Below are 16,721 nucleotides of genomic sequence, written 5' to 3'. Positions count from 1 at the left end.
GCCCAAATTCCCGATGTGCGCTCCTGCGCTGGAGCCCGGATGCGTCTCGTTGTGTTGGCCGTGGCGTGCGAGATGGCTCACCGAGCGCGTGGCGCGCTCACATCTCAGTGATCAACGTGAGAAAGCGCTCGACCTGATCCGAGCCAAGTGCACCAGAGCGGCGAGCGCCGCGGGCTTGAGCCAAACAGCGTCCGCGTGCTGCGCAGCGACTTCGGTTGCGATATGGCGCATCGGAACCGCGCGTTACTCCTCGCGTATCCTGCTGACCATCACCTGGTCGATCCGATAGCTGTCCACGTCCATCACCTCGAAGGTGTAGCCGCCCGCCACGACTCGGTCGGTGCGACGTGGCACGCGGCGCAGCATGACCATCAGGAAGCCGGCCATCGTCTCGTATTCATCGGCATGGGGGAGTGCCTCGATGTCGAGTGCGCGCAGCACGTCCTGGATCGGCGTGACGCCATCGATGAGCCAGGAGTTATCGTCGCGGCGGATGATCTGTGGTTCTTCGTCCAGGCCGCTGACCAGGTCGCCCATCACGGTGCTCATCACGTCGTTGAGCGTGATGACCCCGACCACGAGGCTGTACTCGTTGACGATGACCGCGAAGTCCTCGTGCGCCTGCTGGAACTGTTCCAGAACTTCGGTCAGCGACAGGCGGTCGGGCACGACGAGCGCCTTGTGCAGCGGCACGCCCTGGTCGAGCGCGAGCGGCTGGCCGCTCAGCACGCGCTGGAACATGTCCTTGGCATCGACGTAGCCCAGCACGTGGTCGATGTCGCCATCGCAGACCGGATAGGCGGAGAAGGGCTCGGCCACGATGCGGGCGCGCAGCACGGACTCGGGGTCGTCCTTCTGGAACCAGGTGATGCGGTCGCGCGAGGTCATGACGCTGCTGACGAGGCGCGTGTCGAGTTCGAACACGTTGGCGATCACCTGCTGCTCGCGCACGGCCAGCACGCCGGCGCGGGCGCCGGCCTCGGTCATGGCGAGGATGTCGGCGGAGGTGATCTTCTCGTCGCGCTGCAGCGGCATGCCGAGCAGCTTGAAGAGCATGTCGGTGCTGTGCGTGAAGAGCCAGACCAGCGGCTTGAAGGTGGTGATGAGGACGTTCATCGGTCCGACCATGCGCACGGCCAGGCGCTCAGGATCGGCCATGCCCAGGCGCTTGGGGAACAGGTCGGCGAACACCAGAAACAGCGAGATCACCACGACGAAGGAGCAGGCGAAGGCCCAGCGCGCAGCTGCTTCCGGGCTGGTCCATTGCTCGAAGATCTGCACGAACGAGGGAGAGAAGGCGCCTTCGCCGACGACGCCGCCGAGGATCGCGACCGCGTTGAGGCCGATCTGCACGACGGTGAAGTAGTGGCCGGGCTGTTCCTGCACGCGCAGCACGCGGTCTGCGCGCGCATCGCCTTCATCGGCCATCTGCCGCAGGCGCAGGCGGCGCGATGCGGCGAGGGAAATCTCGGCAAGTGAGAAGAAAGCACTCGCCGCGATGAGGAGGGCGATGAGGATGAGGCTTTGGGTCAGGGACATGGCACGGTCTTTTCAGACCATGATGGTGCCATGACATGCGCGAGGCCCTGGACGAGTCCCGCGCGGAGCGCATCTCGCGGGACTTGCCCAGGGCATTCCCAGCTATTGCACGAAGCCCATGCGGCTCTTGTTTGCGGAGGCGCGGGGCAGGTCGTCGACGCGCACTTCATCCCGGTGCGCGAGACGTGCGTTGCCGAAGCCCGTCATCAGTGCGCGGCGCATCTCGCGTGGCGCCAGCGTGGCGAGGTGGTCGATGACGTCGTCGGCCGGCTCGGGGTTGAGCAGGCGGCCCCAATCGTGTTCGGCGCGGATCGACGCGTAGAGGCTGCGCGCGATCTGGCGCGACGCTTCCGGCGTGGGGACATCGATCTCGAACACGTTCATGCGGTTGAGGATCGGCTCGGGGATGTTGCGTTCGTCGTTGGCCGTGGTGATCCAGATGACCTGGCTGGCGTCGATGGGGATCTCGGCGAACTCGTCGATGAAGCTGTGGGCCGTGTCGTGCTCGAGCAGGTTGTAGAGCGCGCCGAGCGGGTCGTATTGGGCGTCGGCGCCGGCCTTGTCGATCTCGTCGACGACCATGACCGGGTTGGCATATTGGCCGTCGACCAGGGTCTCGAAGACCTTGCCCGGCTTGGCGCCCTTCCATTGCGAGGAGGAGCCCGAGAGCAGCCACCCGGCGGTCATCGAGTTCATCGGCACCAGCGACATTCCGGTGCCGAGCAGTTCGGCCAGCTTCTTCGCGAAATGGGTCTTGCCGATGCCGGGCGGGCCGAGCAGGAGCATCGGCGTGACCTCCAGGCCGTCGCGGCTGTCCTGCGCGAGCGCCACGTGGCGGCGCACGTCGTCGAGGACGTCGGTGAAGTTGGGAAGCTGCGCGTAGAGGGCGGCCATCTCGGGCACGCCGCTGGGCTTGACCTGGAAGCGCTCCGGGCCGCGTTCGAGCATGCGCTCGTAGGTGGTGCGGAGGTTTTCGTGGTCCCGGTCGGGCAGCTTGGCGAGCTTGCGCTCGACGTCGTGCGTCTGGAACACGCTGCGCAGGTTGGCCACCGGCAGCTGGAAGGCGGGGGAAGCGGGGACGAGACTGCGGGAATCCATGAGACACCTCCGGTTTCGAACACTTCGATACAGCAGCATAAGCCGTGCCCGAAGCCGGTGTCTGTCCAAGTTTTCTCGTTTTTGGCTTTTTGCTACAGACCGTCCACAGTCGGATGGAGGACGCGCGTTTCTCCTACACGCCGCCGTGCGGATGCGTGGGATCGACCCACAGCACGGTGTCTGGCTTCTCGACAGGCTCGATGTCGAGGTTGATGGCCACGGCCTGGCCGTCGCTGCGGCACAGGACGCAGTGCAGGGCCTCGGTCTCGCTGGCGTTGATTTCCTGGTGCGGCACGTAGGGCGGCACGTAGATGAAATCGCCGGGGCCGGCTTCGGCCGTGAATTCGAGATGCTCGCCCCAGCGCATGCGGGCCTTGCCGCTGACCACGTAGATCACCGATTCCAGGTGGCCGTGGTGATGGGCGCCGGTCTTGGCATTGGCATGGATGGTCACGGTGCCGGCCCACAACTTCTGCGCGCCGACGCGGGCGAAGTTGATGGCGGCCTTGCGGTCCATGCCCGGCGTCTGGGCGGTGTTGCCGTCGAGCTGGTTGCCGGGGATGACGCGCACGCCGTCGTGCTTCCAGGCGGGTTCGCCGCCGTCGCCGTGGGAATGATCGGCGTGGTCGTGGCTCATGCCGCTGAGCCGGTCAAGCTGTGGCGTTGATGACCTGCTGCAGCTCGCCGGATTCGTACATCTCCATCATGATGTCCGAGCCACCGATGAACTCGCCCTTGACGTAGAGCTGCGGAATGGTCGGCCATTGGCTGTATTCCTTGATGCCCTGGCGGATGCCGTCGTCTTCCAGCACGTTGACGGTCTTGAGCGACTTGGTGTCGACGCCGACGGCCTTGAGGATCTGGATCGCGCGGCCGGAGAAGCCGCACATGGGGAAGCTGGCATTGCCCTTCATGAAGAGCAGGATGTCGTTGGATTTGACGAGGTCGTCGATGCGTTGCTGGGCGTCGCTCATGGGCAGGCTCCTTGGATGAGTGGGTTGGGGCGGATTATTTCACCGTGCGCCAGATTCCGCCGGAACAGCGCGCGATGCCGGCGAGGTCGTCGCGGCTTTGCACGTCGGCGAAGCCGCGTTCGGTGAGCAGGGCGCGGACGGCGGGGGCCTGGTCGAAGCCGTGTTCGAGGAGGAGCCAGCCGCCGTCGGCGAGGTGGGCAGGGGCGTCCTGCACGATGCGGCGGATGTCGTCGAGGCCGTCGGGGCCGGAGGCGAGTGCGCTCAGGGGTTCGTGCTGAAGGGCGACGAGGTGGGCGTCATCGGCGGCGATATAGGGCGGATTGGAAACGATGAGGTCGTAGCCCATGGCCGCGCCGGCCAGCCAGTCGGCCTGGGTGAAATGGACCGGCAGGCCGAGGCGGGCGGCATTGGCGCGTGCGACCTCCAGCGCATCGGCGCTGTCATCGACGGCATCGACTTTCGCATCGGGGCGCGCGTGTTGGAGTGCCAGCGCGATGGCGCCGCTGCCGGTGCCGAGGTCGAGCACGCGCGATGCCATCGCGGGCGGCATGCGCGTGAGCGCCCATTCGACCAAGGTCTCCGTGTCCGGTCGGGGAACGAGGACGCGCGCATCGACTCGCAGCGCGAGGCCGTGGAACTCTTTCTCGCCGAGCAGGTAGGCGGCAGGCTCGCCGTTGGCGCGGCGCGCGCAGAGTGACTCGAAGGATTGCCGTGCGGCGGGCGGCAGTTTGTCGGTGTCGTGGGACAGTAGCCACGCACGCTCATGCACCGGCCGGCCCAGTGCATGCAGGAGCAACAGTTGCGCATCGAGCCGGTCGACGCCGCGCTTTGCGGCGGCGCGCAGCGCCTTCTGGATCGTCATCGGCATCAGGCAGGCAGCGCGGACGATTCCAGCTCGGCCAACTGCTCGGCCTCGCGCGCCGCCTTGAGGGCGTCCAGCACTTCGCCGAGGTCGCCTTCCATGATCATCAGCAGCTTGTAGAGCGTGAGGTTGATGCGGTGGTCGGTGAGCCGGCCTTGCGGGAAGTTGTAGGTGCGGATGCGGTCGGAGCGATCGCCGGTGCCGATCAGGCCCTTGCGTTCGGCCGCATCCTTGGCGGCACGCTCGCTGCGATCCTTTTCCTGGATGCGGGCGGACAGCACCTGCAGCGCCTTGGCCTTGTTGCGGTGCTGCGAGCGGTCGTCCTGGCATTCGGCCACGATGCCGGTCGGGATGTGCGTGATGCGCACCGCCGAATCGGTCTTGTTGATGTGCTGGCCACCGGCGCCGCTGGCGCGGTAGGTGTCGATGCGCAGGTCGGCCGGGTTGATCTGCACGGCTTGCGCCTCGTCCGGTTCAGCCAAGACGGCGACAGTGCAGGCGCTGGTGTGGATGCGGCCCTGGGTCTCGGTGGCCGGCACGCGTTGCACGCGGTGGCCGCCCGATTCAAAGCGCAGCCTGCCGAACACGTCATCACCGACCACACGGATCACCACTTCCTTGAAGCCTCCGAGTTCGCTGGGCGAGTCGCTCACGATTTCGCAGCGCCAGCCGGCGCGTTCGCAGTAGCGCGTATACATGCGCAGCAGGTCGCCGGCGAACAGGGCCGATTCGTCGCCGCCGGTGCCGGCCCGGATTTCTACGAAGGCGTTGCGGGCGTCGTCCGGGTCCTTGGGCAGCAGCAGGCGTTGCAGTTCATCTTCGAGCTTTTGCAACTCGTCCTCGGCGGAGGCGATCTCCTCCTTCGCCATCTCGGCCATGTCGGGGTCGTCCAGCATCTCGCGCGCGCCGGCCAGGTCGGCCTCGCGCTGCTTGAAGCGCAAGTAGCGGCCAGCGATCTGCGTGACCTGGGCATGCTCCTTCGACAGCACGCGGTACTGAGCCATGTCGGCCATGATGTCTTCACGCGAGAGCAGGAAGTCGAGTTCTTCGAGGCGCTGGGCGTAGCGGTCGAGTTGCTGGCGGAGGAAGGTTTTCATCGGAGATCGGGAATTCGGGAGCGAGAACCGAATGCAGAGGGCGCAAAGGTTTCGCGGAAGTCGCAAAAGGATGCAAAGAAATTTTTGGAGGTCCTTCTTGCGACCTTTGCGAAATCCTTGCGACTTCTGCGTTCGGCTGTCCGCATTCGGGGCGGCGGGCGAGCGGGGCGATGAGCGTCGCTAACGCTCTTTGCGCAGGAACAGGCGCGACAGGGTCTGCGCCGTCTGCTCGCGTGCGGCGTTGTCGCCGGCATGCAGTTCGGCCATGGCGCCGTGCAGCATCTTATGCGTAAGGCCGCGCGACAGGGCTTCGAGCACCGTTTCGATGTCCTCGCCCTTGGCCAGCAGCTTGCGTGCGCGCGCCAGTTCCAGCGACCGCCATTCGTCGGCCTGCGCATTGAGCTGCTGGATCAGCGGCACCGTGCCGCGCTGGGCCAGCCAGTGCATGAAGCTCTGAACGCCCGCGTCGATGATGACTTCGGCCTGGGCTACCGCGGCTTGGCGGCTGGCCTGGCCCTGCTGCACGACCTGCGCGAGGTCGTCCACGGTGTAGAGGTAGACGTCTTCCAGCTTCTGGACTTCCGGCTCGATGTCGCGCGGCACGGCCAGGTCGACCATGAACATCGGGCGGTGCTTGCGCTGCTTGAGCGCACGCTCCACGGCACCCAGGCCGATCAGGGGCAGGGTGCTCGCGGTGCAGCTGACGACGATGTCGAATTCGGCCAGGCGGCCCGGCAGTTCGGCCAGGCGCATCGCCTCGCCGCCGAAGCGGGTCGCCAGCTTCTCGCCCCGTTCCAACGTGCGGTTGGCGACGACGATGGATTTGGGGCGGCGCGCCGCGAAGTGCGTGGCGGCCAGGTCGATCATCTCGCCGGCACCGACGAACAGCACGCGGGTCTTGGCCAGATCCTCGAACAACTGGGACGCGAGCCGAACCGAAGCGGCGGCCATGCTGATGGAATGGGCGCCGATCTCGGTGGCAGTGCGGACTTCCTTGGCGACGGCGAAGGAGCGCTGGAACAACTGGTTGAGGGTGCTGCCCAGGGCGCCCGCGGTTTCGGCGGCGCGCACGGCGTCCTTCATCTGGCCCAGGATCTGCGCCTCGCCGAGGACCATCGAATCGAGCCCGCTGGCCACGCGAAAGGCATGGCGCGCGGCCGCGTCATCGTGCAGCGTGTAGGCATGCGAGCGCAGTAGCGCGGGCGCGACGCCACCGCTTTCGGCCAGCCAGCCCACGGTGTGGTCCAGCGCCATGTGCTCGGAGGCGCAATAGATCTCGGTGCGGTTGCAGGTGGAGATGATGGCCGCCTCGACCTGCGGGTGCCGGTGGCTGCCGAAGGAGTTGCGCAGGCTGTGCAGGGTGGGGGCGATCTGGTCGAGGGCGAACGCAAAACGACCGCGCAGGTCGAGTGGCGCGGTCGTGTGGTTCAACCCAAGGGCCCAGACAGACATCGCTCGATTATAAAATTTTGGCGCGAACCCCGGCGCGCAGTCCCCGCCAAGCCCTTCATCGAGCGGCTTGGAAACCCTTTTTCCAGCCTTTCCGATGTCCGCGCTCGACCTGCTGAACCATCTTCTGAACTTCGTCGCGCCGGCATTCTTCGTTGCGGCTGTGCTGGCGCTCCTGGCCGGCTTCCTGATGCCGAAGCGCGCCGAAGCGCCCGCCCGATGGGTGCAGTTTGCTATCAATCTGGTAGCAGGCATCGCCGTGCTGGCGGGCGGCCTCGCCTGGTTCGGGCACGACGGGATGATGGTGACCTATGCCGCGCTGGTGGTCGTCTGCGGCACCGGTCAGTGGTTGCTGGCGCAGGGCTGGCGCGGCTGAGTTTTCAAGTCTGCGCCGGCGGTGGCGGGCTTTCGGCGGGTGTGGCCATCGGCGTTGCCGCGCCGGACGTGACCATCATCGTCGGCACCGATAGCGGCAGTTCGGCCGTGCGCAAGGCGTCGAGGATCTCGAACATCAGGTCGCTGCGCACGCCGCCGGCCAAGCGCGGGCTGCCCACGAAGGCAATGGCCTGGAAGATCAGCGCGCCGCCTTCCACCCCTTCCAGCGTGACCGAGGGCGATGGCGTCGGCAGCACTTCGGTGTGGGTGTTGCAGGCGGCCAGCATGAGGGCGCGTACCTTCTTCGCATCGGTCGACAGAGGCATCGGCAGGCGGATCAGCACGCGGCCCTCGGCATTGGCCAGGGTCATGTTGCGCACGATCTTGGTGATGAATTCCGAGTTGGGCACGATCAGCGTCGACCGGTCGCCCAACTGGATCTCGGTGGCGCGCACGTTGATGCGCCGCACGTCGCCCTCCGAGGTGCCCAGGACCACCCAGTCGCCGACCTTGACCGGCCGCTCGGCCAGCAGGATCAGGCCCGAGATGAAGTTCTGCACGATCGCCTGCAAGCCGAAGCCGATGCCCACCGACAGCGCGCTCGCCACCCAGGCGATGCGATTGATGCCGATGCCCAGCGCCGAGAGCGAAAAGGCCACCACCAGCACGCCGCCCACGTAGCCGAGCAGCGTGGTGATCGAGCTTTGCATGCCGGGCTCGAGCGTGGTGCTCGGCAGGTAGCGTTGCGCGAGCCAGCGCTTGAGCACGCGCAATGCGATGAAGCCGGCCACCGCGACGCCGACCGCGCTGAAGATGGCGCCCGGCACCAGTTCGAATTCGCCGATCTTGAAGCCCGAGCCGAACTGCCCGCTGCGCTGAACCACCTCGCCCGGCCCGCTGCCCAGGGGCGCCATCAGGGCGATCAGCATGTAGAAGAAGACGGCGACGCGGCTCACGCCGGAGAGCAGCACGGCGGCCTGGTCCAGCGTCTGCGGCGCAAAGCCGAAGCTTTTCTGCAAACGCGCGCCGAATGGGCTCTTGGACGAGACGACAGCGGTGCACAGGTCGTCCGCGAACTTGAACATCACGTAGGACGCCGCTGCGACGATGCCGCCCCAGGTGAGTTGTCCGGCCAGGAAGCTGGCCATCGCGACATAGCCGATGGCCACCAGCACCCAGATCACGACGATCACCACCATCACCGCGCTGAGGAGTACGCCGACCCAGACCGGCCGTTCGACAGGCACCACCGGCGCGTCGGCCGTGGTTTCGTCATGCGGAATCGGTGGTGGCGCATGCTCCGGCCCCAGCCGCAGCACGATCGCCGCGATCAGCCCCGTGAGCGCCAGCGCGGTGAGCACATGCGTCGCCAGAACGGCGGCAAAGCTGGCATCGATCACGGCGTTGACCTGGGCCGGCGCCCACACCAGCACGCCGATCAGCCCGATGAGCCACGGATAGGGCGCGAGCCGCCGTGCCATGTCGTTCGACATCGGCGGCAGTCGCCAGGAGGGACGCCTGACCGACAGCAGCGCGCGTCCGAGCCCGACCACGAAGGCGATGAAGATGCTCGACGCCACCACCGCCTGCGCCACCTTGCGCGTCTGCTCGCCGAGGGCGCCGTTGGCATCCAGCACTGAATGCAGCCATTGCGCCGAGGCGCCGACCAGCACCACGTTGACGCCGACGACGGCAAGCACCAGCAGCGAGCGGCGCAGCCGCCCCGGCGGCAGCCATCGCTTGGCCAGTCGCAGCATCGCGCTTTCGGCCAGCAGGTTGCCGGCCACCGCGATCAGCAGCGCCGCCACCAGGGTGAGCAGCACCGGGACGCGATGGCCCGGCTCGCTGGCGACGATCGCGCCGCGACGCATCTCGTCCCACAAGGCCCGCAGCCGCGCGATGTCGTCGGGCCAGGCGTCGCGGATGTCGAGCCAGAAGGCGCCGGCCAGCGGCGACGGTGCGCGCTCGGTGAGTTGCGCTTCGAACAGCTTGCGCCGCTGGTTCACCAGGTCGGTGCCACGCTGCCGCGCGTCGATGGCGAGCAGCTTGGCCAGGCGCACGTCGGAATCGAGCGCATTGCGCTGCTTGGTGAGGGCCGCGCGTTGCCGGGTGATGTTGGCGTCTTCCGTATTGCCGGGCGTGGTCGGCGGCGCGCCGAGTTCGCCGAGCCGTGCGTTGAGGTCGGCCAGGGGTGCGCTGCGCGCATCGATGAAGGCGTCGACCTGCGCCGCGATCGCGTTGATCTGGGCGAGCAGCGTGCGCAGGTCCTCGTTGTTGTCGGCGGTGGCGGGGAGCTTGGCGAAGCGGGCGCGCAGCTCGGCGACGGTGGGACCGGGCATCTCCTGCGACGACGCGTCGCTTGCGGCCGACGCGCTGGCGGCGGGCGCCTGCGCGAGCGCCGGCCCCATCAGCAGCATGGCGAGCAGCAACGCGGCGCAGCAGCGTGAAATCAGGCTCATCGCCACATCATAGGAGGCGAGTCCCGGCGCGGGCGTAGGAGCGCTACGCCGTCGGGCTGAACAGGTCGACGCGGTCGGTGATGATGCCGTCGGTGCCGAGTGCGGTCAGCCGCTCGGCCGCCCACTCGTCGTTGACGGTGTAGCTCAGGGTGCGCAGGCCGGCGGCTTGCACGCGGGCGACGGTGGGGGCGTCCCACAGGGCATGGTTGCAGACGATGGCGACGCAGCCGAGTTGCTGCGCGATGTCGAGCCAGTTCGGATGCATGGCGTCGAGCAGCAGGCCGCGTGGCAGGTCCGGCGCGGCCTCCCGCGCGGCGGCCAGGGCGTCGGGCTCGAAGGAGGTCAGCAGCGGCGGCGTGTGCGCGTTCGCCCAGAGTTCGGCCGCGCGCTGCGCGACCACCTTGCCGGTGCGCCCGGCTGTTCCGGGCGTCGGCTTGATCTCGATGTTGAGCAGGTGGCCGTTGCGCAGGCAGTAGCGCGCGATGCTTTCGAACGAGGCCAGCGGCTCGCCGGCAAAGGCGCGCGAATGCCAGCCGCCCGCGTCGAGCAGCGACAGCTCGGACCACGGCTTGTCGCCGCCGGTGCCGTGGCCGTTGGTGGTGCGGTCCAGGGTCGCGTCATGCATCAGGAAGGGCACGTCGTCGGCGCTGAGCTTCACGTCGCATTCGAACATGCGGTAGCCGTGCGCGGCTCCGAGGCGGAACGCTGCGAGCGTGTTCTCGGGGGCCAGCTTGCCGGCGCCGCGGTGCGCGACCCAGCGGGGGTAGGGCCAATTCACCACGGTCAGGAGGCGCGCTTGCCGGACCCGGCATCGAACCAGTGCAGCTTGTCCTTGCGCGCCGCGATCTTCACCGTGTCGCCGGCGACGGGCGGATGGTCGGCCTCGTCGGTGCGCATGATGATCTGCTCCTCGCCGATGCGGCCGTAGACCAGGCGCTCGGCGCCCAGCAGTTCCACCGATTCCACCTGCACCGTCCAGCCGCTTTCGTCGAGCGACAGGTGCTCCGGCCGGATGCCCAGGATCTGGCCCGGACGCACGCCGGGCGCGTGCTGCAGCAGGTTCATCGGCGGCGAGCCGATGAAGCTGGCGACGAAGGTGGTGGCCGGGCGGTTGTAGACCTCCTCGGGCGTGGCGAACTGGTCCATCACGCCGCCGTTCATCACGATGATGCGTTGCGCCAGCGTCATCGCCTCCACCTGGTCGTGTGTGACGAACAGCGAGGTGATGCCCAGGTCATGGTGCAGCTTCTGGATCTCGATGCGGGTCTGCGCGCGCAGCTTGGCGTCCAGGTTGGACAGCGGCTCGTCGAAGAGGAACACCTGCGGCTGCCGCACGATGGCGCGTCCCATGGCCACGCGCTGGCGCTGCCCACCGGACAATTCGCGTGGCTTGCGCTTGAGCAGGTGGCCCAGCTCCAGGATCTTCGCGGCCTTGTCGACGCGCGTCTTGATCTCCGACACCGGCACCTTGGCGATCTTCAAGCCGTAGGCCATGTTGTCGAACACGCTCATGTGCGGATAGAGCGCGTAGTTCTGGAACACCATCGCGATGTCGCGTTCGGACGGTTCAAGGTTGTTCACCACGCGATCGCCGATGCGGATCTCGCCGCTGGAGATGTCCTCCAGCCCCGCCACCATGCGCAGCAGCGTGGACTTTCCGCAGCCCGAAGGCCCGACGATGACGATGAACTCGTGGTCGGCGATCTCGGCGCTGACGCCGTGGATGACCTGGTTGGCTTTCGGCCCGTGGCCGTAGCGCTTGATGACGTTGCGAAGGGAGAGGGCTGCCATGACGTTTATTTCTCGGTATCTACAAGGCCCTTGACGAACCACTTTTGCATCAGCACGACGACCAGCGCCGGCGGCAGCATCGCGAGGATGGCGGTGGCCATGACCACGTTCCATTCGTTCTGCGAATCGCCACCCGCGATCAGCCGCTTGATGCCGACCACGATCGGGTACATGTCCTCGCCGGTGGTCGCCAGCAGCGGCCAGAGGTACTGGTTCCAGCCGTAGATGAACTGGATCACGAACAGCGCCGCGATGGAGGTCTTCGACAGCGGCAGCAGCACGTCGAAGAAGAAGCGCATCGGGCTGGCGCCGTCCATGCGCGAGGCCTCGGTCAGCTCGTCCGGCACGGTCATGAAGAACTGGCGGAACAGGAAGGTCGCCGTGGCCGAGGCAATCAGCGGGATCGTGAGGCCCGCGTAGGTGTTGAGCATGTGCAGGTCCGACAGCACCTTGTAGGTCGGCAGGATGCGCACTTCCACCGGCAGCATCAGCGTCACGAAGATCATCCAGAAGCAGGTCTTCCGGAACGGGAACTTGAAGTAGACGATGGCAAAGGCCGACAGCAGCGAGATCGTGATCTTGCCGATCGAGATGACCAGCGCCGTCACCAGGCTCACCCACAGCATGTGGGCCACCGGCGCATTCGAGCCCGCACTGGTCGCACGCCCGAACAGCGCCGACTTGTAGCTCTCCAGCATGTTGTGGCCGGGCAAGAGCGGCATCGGCGCCTGCACGATGTCCTGCGCCGTGTGGGTCGAGGCCACGAAGGCCAGGTAGATCGGGAAGGCGACGATGAAGACGCCGAGCACCATCACGACGTGGGCCAGGATGCCCTTGGAGCCGCGTTTTTCAACCATGAAGAGTCTCCGGTCGATGCTTCATTTCAGTACTGAACCTTTTTCTCGACATAGCGGAACTGGACGATGGTCAAGACGATGACGATCGCCATCAGCACCACCGACTGCGCCGCCGAGCCACCCAGGTCCATCGCCTGGAAGCCGTCGTGGTAGACCTTGTAGACGAGGATCGAGGTGTCCTGGCCCGGCCCGCCGTTGGTGGCCGCGTGCACGATGGCGAAGGTGTCGAAGAAGGCGTAGACCACGTTCATCACCAGCAGGAAGAAGGTGGTGGGCGAGAGGAGCGGGAACTGCACCGTCCAGAAGCGCCGCCAGGGGCGCGCGCCATCGATGGCGGCGGCCTCGATCAGCGACTTGGGAATCGATTGCAGGCCGGCGAGAAAGAACAGGAAGTTGTAGGAAATCTGCTTCCAGATGGCGGCCATCACGATCAGCGTCATCGCGTGGTTCGAATTGAGCAGGTGGTTCCATTCGAAGCCCAGCTTGCCGAGCGCATAGGCCACCACGCCCAGCGAAGGCGAGAACATGAACACCCACAGCACGGCCGCCACGGCAGGCGCCACCGCATAGGGCAGGATCAGCATCGTCTTGTAGAACATGCCGCCATGCAGGATGCGGTCGGCGAACACCGCGAGAAACAGCGAAAAGCTGATCCCTATGCCGGCTACCAGCGCGGAGAAGATGGCCGTGGTCTTGAACGACGCGATGTAGGCCGGGTCCTCCATCAACTGCTTGAAGTTGTCCAGCCCGACGAAGTCGACCGATGTGCCGAAGGCATCCTGTTGCTGCATCGATTGCAGGATCGCCTGTCCGGCGGGCCAGAAGAAGAACACCACGATGACCGCCATCTGCGGCACGAGCAGTGCCCAGGGCAGCCAGCCGGATCGGAATGTGACGCGTTTTTCCATGGGGCCTCGAAATGAAAAAGCCCGCCGGCGCTTGTCGGCGGGCCGGGCGAGTCTACCGGGCGTCAGCCTTTGTTGGCCTTCTGGAAGCGCTCCAGTTGCTCGTTGCCGCGCTTCACGATTTCGGCCAGCGCTTCCTTGGCGCTCTTCTTGCCGTTCCAGACCTGTTCGAGTTCCTCGTCCTCGATGGCGCGAATCTGCACGTAGTTGCCCAGGCGGATGCCGCGGCTCTTGTCCGTGACCTTGCGGATCATCTGCGTCACGGCCACGTCGGTGCCCGGGTTCTCCTTGTAGAAGCCGGACTTCTCGGTCAACTGGTAGGCGGCGGTGGTGATCGGCAGGTAGCCGGTGCGCTTGTGGCTGGCGGACTGGACTTCAGGCGTCGAGATGAAGCTGAAGAACTTGGCCACGCCCTTGTACTCGGCCGGCTTCTTGCCCGACATCACCCAGAGGCTGGCGCCACCGATCACGGTGTTCTGAGGCGCGCCAGGCACGTCCTGGTAGTAGGGCAGGGGCGCCAGGCCATAGGCGAACTTGGCGTTCTTGGCGACGTTGCCGTAGAAGCCGGACGACGTGTTGATCATGGCGCACTCGCCCGACACGAAGGACGCCTCCGGCACGTTGCCGCGACCCTTGTAGATGAACAGGCCCTGCTTGGCCATGTTGGCCAGGTTCTCGATGTGGCGCAGGTGCAGCGGCGAGTCGACCTTCAGGCGCGCATCCAGGCCGGCCAGGCCGTTGCTCTTGGTGGCGTACTCCACGTTGTGCCAGGCCGAGAAGCTCTCCAACTGCGTCCAGCCCTGCCACGCTGTCGTGAACGGGCACTTGTGGCCAGCAGCCTTGAGCTTGGCGGCGGCGTTGACCACCTCGGGCCAGGTCGTCGGCGCCTTGTCGGTCGGCAGGCCGGCGGCCTTGAAGGCGTCCTTGTTGAAATAGAAGATGGTTGTCGAGCTGTTGAACGGGAAGCTCAGCATCTGGCCGTTGGGCGCCGTGTAGTACCCGGCCACGGCGGAGATGTAGGCGCTGGGGTCGAACTTCTCGCCCGCATCCTTCATGACCTGGCCGACCGGAACGACCGCGCCCTTGCTGGCCATCATGGTGGCGGTGCCCACTTCGAACACTTGCAGGATGTGCGGCGCGCTGCCGGCGCGGAAGGCGGCGACCGCCGCGGTCATGGACTCGTCGTAGGTGCCCTTGAAGGTCGGGATGATCTTGTATTCCTTCTGGCTCTCGTTGAACTGCTTGGCCAGGTCGTTCACCCACTCGTTGTTGACGGCGGTCATCGAGTGCCACCACTGGATCTCGGTCTGGGCCTGCGCGGTGCCTGCCACGGTGGCGGCCAGCAACGAGGCGACGGCGAGCGTCTTGAATCGCATGAAAAACTCCTGAGCGGGGTAGGGGAAAGGCGCGGATGTTAGGGCAACTGCATGACAGTGCCGAGGCGCGTTTGTCGCATGGGCAACGCGCCGGGTCCAAGCGGGGAAACCCTTCGGCACACTCTTGCGCAAGGCCGCACAACGTGAATGTTGCAGCGCACCATGCTAGCCTTTGGTGCATGACCAAGACCTCCCTGGACAAAAGCAAGATCAAGTTCCTGTTGCTCGAAGGCGTGCACCCGTCGGCGCTCGAGGTGATTCGCGGCGCGGGCTATTCGCAGATCGAGACCCTGCCCAAGGCATTGCAGGGCGAGGAGCTCAAGGCCAAGCTCGCCGACGTGCACTTCCTGGGCATCCGCTCGCAAAGCCAGCTCACGGCCGATGTGCTGGCGAGCGCGTCGAAGCTGGTGGCGGTCGGGTGCTTCTGCATCGGCACCAACCAGGTCGACCTGAACGCGGCGCGGGAGCGCGGCGTGGCGGTGTTCAACGCGCCGTATTCGAATACCCGCTCGGTGGCCGAATTGGTGCTGGCCGAGGCGATCCTGCTGATGCGCGGCATCCCCGAGAAGAACGCGATCTCGCACCGTGGCGGCTGGCTCAAGTCGGCGGCCAATTCCAACGAGATCCGCGGCAAGACGCTGGGCATCGTGGGCTATGGGTCGATCGGCACGCAGTTGTCGGTGATGGCCGAGGCGCTGGGCATGCAGGTGGCGTTCTATGACGTGGTGAGCAAGCTGCCGCTGGGCAATGCGCGCCAGGTGGCCGACCTGCACGAACTGCTGGGCCAGAGCGACGTGGTGACGCTGCATGTGCCGGAGCTGCCCTCGACGAAATGGATGATCGGCGCGGCCGAGATCGCGGCGATGAAGCCGGCCAGCGTGCTGATCAACGCGGCGCGCGGTTCGGTGGTGGTGATCGAGGCGCTGGCCGAGGCGATCAAGGCGAAGAAGCTGCGCGGCGCGGCGATCGACGTGTTCCCGGTCGAGCCGGGCAGCAACAACGAGGAGTTCCAGTCGCCGTTGCGCGGACTGGACAACGTGATCCTGACGCCGCATGTGGGCGGTTCGACGATGGAGGCCCAGGCCAACATCGGGCTGGAGGTGGCCGAGAAGCTCGTGAAGTACAGCGACAACGGCACCTCGACGTCTTCCGTGAACTTCCCCGAAGTCGCGTTGCCGGCGCACCCGGGCAAGCATCGCCTGCTGCACATCCATGCGAACGTGCCAGGCGTGCTGTCGGCGATCAACCAGGTGTTCGCGGATAACCAGATCAACATCGCCTCGCAATATTTGCAGACGAACGAGAAGGTGGGGTATGTGGTGATCGACATCGATGCGGAGTCGTCGGACCTGGCGTTGGAGAAGCTGGCGAAGGTGCCGGGGACGATTCGGAGTCGGGTGTTGTTCTGATTGTTCTCAGGTCCGGGGTGCGTCGGCGGTCGGCATGCGGTACGGGCCGGCCGACCCTACTGCGGCGGCCCCTTCGGGGCTCCCTTGCGGTGCTCGCGTTTGGCGGGGTCCACATGAACTCGCCTGCGGCTCAAACAGCATGTGGCCCTGATCCGCCAAACGCTGCGCTCCTCAGCGCCGCACAAGGGATCGACCAACCCGCACCGCATACCGCCCGCCGCCGTGGACACGATGGGGGCTTGCCAGCGCCATTCGTCGCCATGCACAGGGCTGTTGGTCTTCCAACCATCCATCGCAGCAGACGGGCTGTTGGTCGTTCTCCAACTATCCACCGCAGCAGAGCGGCTGTTGGTCTTCCTCCCTCTCCCTCTGGGAGAGGGCCGGGGTGAGGGCAGCAGCACCCCAAAAGGGGGCGAGGGCACCCGTCCACCCCCAAGCCCGGTAGGCGGTACGGGTCGGCCGATCCCTTCTGCGCCGCCGAAGCGCGCAGTCTTTTGCGGATCAGGGCCATGTGCTGTCTGAGCGAAGCG

The 16,721-nt window shown here is 66.4% G+C and carries 15 protein-coding genes; 2 read left to right on the top strand and 13 right to left on the bottom strand.

Translation table 11 applies throughout. From position 1 onward, the window contains the following. Positions 1–243 precede the first annotated feature (243 nt). The 7 genes from paeA to hemA form a co-directional block, all read right to left on the bottom strand. Positions 244–1,539 (bottom strand): polyamine export protein PaeA, encoded by a 1,296-nt coding sequence (paeA, locus tag WKW79_RS07065; protein WP_340334391.1) that lies wholly within the window; start codon positions 1,537–1,539, stop codon positions 244–246. A gap of 102 nt (positions 1,540–1,641) precedes the next feature. Next, positions 1,642–2,637, bottom strand: coding sequence for an AAA family ATPase (locus WKW79_RS07060; RefSeq protein ID WP_340334390.1), 996 nt, complete (start codon positions 2,635–2,637; stop codon positions 1,642–1,644). Between the two features lie 133 nt (positions 2,638–2,770). Next, positions 2,771–3,274, bottom strand: coding sequence for a cupin domain-containing protein (locus tag WKW79_RS07055; RefSeq protein WP_340334389.1), 504 nt, complete (start codon positions 3,272–3,274; stop codon positions 2,771–2,773). Between the two features lie 13 nt (positions 3,275–3,287). Next, positions 3,288–3,611: a Grx4 family monothiol glutaredoxin gene (gene grxD, locus WKW79_RS07050; protein ID WP_340334388.1), complete on the bottom strand. Its 324-nt coding sequence runs from the start codon at positions 3,609–3,611 to the stop codon at positions 3,288–3,290. A 34-nt stretch (positions 3,612–3,645) separates the two neighbouring features. Next, positions 3,646–4,479, bottom strand: coding sequence for a peptide chain release factor N(5)-glutamine methyltransferase (gene prmC, locus WKW79_RS07045; protein ID WP_340334387.1), 834 nt, complete (start codon positions 4,477–4,479; stop codon positions 3,646–3,648). After that, positions 4,479–5,570 (bottom strand): peptide chain release factor 1, encoded by a 1,092-nt coding sequence (prfA, locus tag WKW79_RS07040; protein ID WP_340334386.1) that lies wholly within the window; start codon positions 5,568–5,570, stop codon positions 4,479–4,481. The genes prmC and prfA overlap by 1 nt, the downstream gene beginning before the upstream one ends. A 180-nt stretch (positions 5,571–5,750) precedes the next feature. After that, the gene (gene hemA, locus WKW79_RS07035) at positions 5,751–7,022 is read right to left on the bottom strand and encodes a glutamyl-tRNA reductase (RefSeq protein ID WP_340334385.1); all 1,272 of its coding nucleotides are present in this window, start codon (positions 7,020–7,022) and stop codon (positions 5,751–5,753) included. A 94-nt stretch (positions 7,023–7,116) separates the two neighbouring features. Here hemA and WKW79_RS07030 point away from each other — a divergent pair, with 94 nt between their 5' ends. Next, positions 7,117–7,395: a hypothetical protein gene (locus WKW79_RS07030; RefSeq protein ID WP_340334384.1), complete on the top strand. Its 279-nt coding sequence runs from the start codon at positions 7,117–7,119 to the stop codon at positions 7,393–7,395. A gap of 4 nt (positions 7,396–7,399) precedes the next feature. Here WKW79_RS07030 and WKW79_RS07025 read toward each other — a convergent pair whose 3' ends face one another. The 6 genes from WKW79_RS07025 to ugpB all read right to left on the bottom strand — a co-directional run bounded on the left by WKW79_RS07025 (position 7,400) and on the right by ugpB (position 14,782). Beyond that, positions 7,400–9,853: a DUF3772 domain-containing protein gene (locus WKW79_RS07025; RefSeq protein WP_340334383.1), complete on the bottom strand. Its 2,454-nt coding sequence runs from the start codon at positions 9,851–9,853 to the stop codon at positions 7,400–7,402. Positions 9,854–9,896: 43 nt separating this feature from the next. After that, the gene (gene ugpQ, locus WKW79_RS07020; RefSeq protein WP_422823829.1) at positions 9,897–10,631 is read right to left on the bottom strand and encodes a glycerophosphodiester phosphodiesterase; all 735 of its coding nucleotides are present in this window, start codon (positions 10,629–10,631) and stop codon (positions 9,897–9,899) included. A 5-nt stretch (positions 10,632–10,636) separates the two neighbouring features. Next, the gene (gene ugpC / locus WKW79_RS07015) at positions 10,637–11,644 is read right to left on the bottom strand and encodes a sn-glycerol-3-phosphate ABC transporter ATP-binding protein UgpC (RefSeq protein ID WP_340334382.1); all 1,008 of its coding nucleotides are present in this window, start codon (positions 11,642–11,644) and stop codon (positions 10,637–10,639) included. Positions 11,645–11,649: 5 nt separating this feature from the next. Further along, positions 11,650–12,501, bottom strand: a complete 852-nt coding sequence (gene ugpE / locus WKW79_RS07010; RefSeq protein ID WP_340334381.1) for a sn-glycerol-3-phosphate ABC transporter permease UgpE — start codon at positions 12,499–12,501, stop codon at positions 11,650–11,652. 26 nt (positions 12,502–12,527) lie between these two features. Beyond that, on the bottom strand, positions 12,528–13,409 hold the full coding sequence (ugpA, locus tag WKW79_RS07005) for a sn-glycerol-3-phosphate ABC transporter permease UgpA (protein WP_340334380.1): 882 nt from the start codon (positions 13,407–13,409) through the stop codon (positions 12,528–12,530). A gap of 62 nt (positions 13,410–13,471) precedes the next feature. Then, positions 13,472–14,782, bottom strand: a complete 1,311-nt coding sequence (ugpB, locus tag WKW79_RS07000) for a sn-glycerol-3-phosphate ABC transporter substrate-binding protein UgpB (RefSeq protein ID WP_340334379.1) — start codon at positions 14,780–14,782, stop codon at positions 13,472–13,474. A gap of 179 nt (positions 14,783–14,961) precedes the next feature. On the opposite strand from ugpB, the gene serA reads away from it, so the two are divergent. Continuing rightward, entirely contained in the window at positions 14,962–16,191 is a 1,230-nt protein-coding gene (gene serA / locus WKW79_RS06995; protein ID WP_340334378.1) for a phosphoglycerate dehydrogenase, read from the top strand. The last annotated feature ends 530 nt before the right edge of the window (positions 16,192–16,721 follow it).

Source organism: Variovorax robiniae (assembly GCF_037889955.1).
In the GTDB taxonomy this organism is placed as follows: Bacteria; Pseudomonadota; Gammaproteobacteria; order Burkholderiales; family Burkholderiaceae_C; genus Variovorax; species Variovorax robiniae.
Note: the sequence above shows the minus strand (reverse complement) of the source record. Positions and strands in the feature narration are given on the sequence as shown.

What these genes read in the sequence shown, in the direction of transcription:
- ugpC (WP_340334382.1), bottom strand. Translation starts at nt 11,644, where the DNA reads ATGGCAGCCCTCTCCCTTCGCAACGTCATCAAGCGCTACGGCCACGGG.
- hemA (WP_340334385.1), bottom strand. Translation starts at nt 7,022, where the DNA reads ATGTCTGTCTGGGCCCTTGGGTTGAACCACACGACCGCGCCACTCGAC.
- WKW79_RS07030 (WP_340334384.1), top strand. Translation starts at nt 7,117, where the DNA reads ATGTCCGCGCTCGACCTGCTGAACCATCTTCTGAACTTCGTCGCGCCG.
- grxD (WP_340334388.1), bottom strand. Translation starts at nt 3,611, where the DNA reads ATGAGCGACGCCCAGCAACGCATCGACGACCTCGTCAAATCCAACGAC.
- ugpB (WP_340334379.1), bottom strand. Translation starts at nt 14,782, where the DNA reads ATGCGATTCAAGACGCTCGCCGTCGCCTCGTTGCTGGCCGCCACCGTG.
- ugpE (WP_340334381.1), bottom strand. Translation starts at nt 12,501, where the DNA reads ATGGTTGAAAAACGCGGCTCCAAGGGCATCCTGGCCCACGTCGTGATG.
- serA (WP_340334378.1), top strand. Translation starts at nt 14,962, where the DNA reads ATGACCAAGACCTCCCTGGACAAAAGCAAGATCAAGTTCCTGTTGCTC.
- ugpA (WP_340334380.1), bottom strand. Translation starts at nt 13,409, where the DNA reads ATGGAAAAACGCGTCACATTCCGATCCGGCTGGCTGCCCTGGGCACTG.
- WKW79_RS07060 (WP_340334390.1), bottom strand. Translation starts at nt 2,637, where the DNA reads ATGGATTCCCGCAGTCTCGTCCCCGCTTCCCCCGCCTTCCAGCTGCCG.
- paeA (WP_340334391.1), bottom strand. Translation starts at nt 1,539, where the DNA reads ATGTCCCTGACCCAAAGCCTCATCCTCATCGCCCTCCTCATCGCGGCG.
- WKW79_RS07055 (WP_340334389.1), bottom strand. Translation starts at nt 3,274, where the DNA reads ATGAGCCACGACCACGCCGATCATTCCCACGGCGACGGCGGCGAACCC.
- prmC (WP_340334387.1), bottom strand. Translation starts at nt 4,479, where the DNA reads ATGCCGATGACGATCCAGAAGGCGCTGCGCGCCGCCGCAAAGCGCGGC.
- WKW79_RS07025 (WP_340334383.1), bottom strand. Translation starts at nt 9,853, where the DNA reads ATGAGCCTGATTTCACGCTGCTGCGCCGCGTTGCTGCTCGCCATGCTG.
- prfA (WP_340334386.1), bottom strand. Translation starts at nt 5,570, where the DNA reads ATGAAAACCTTCCTCCGCCAGCAACTCGACCGCTACGCCCAGCGCCTC.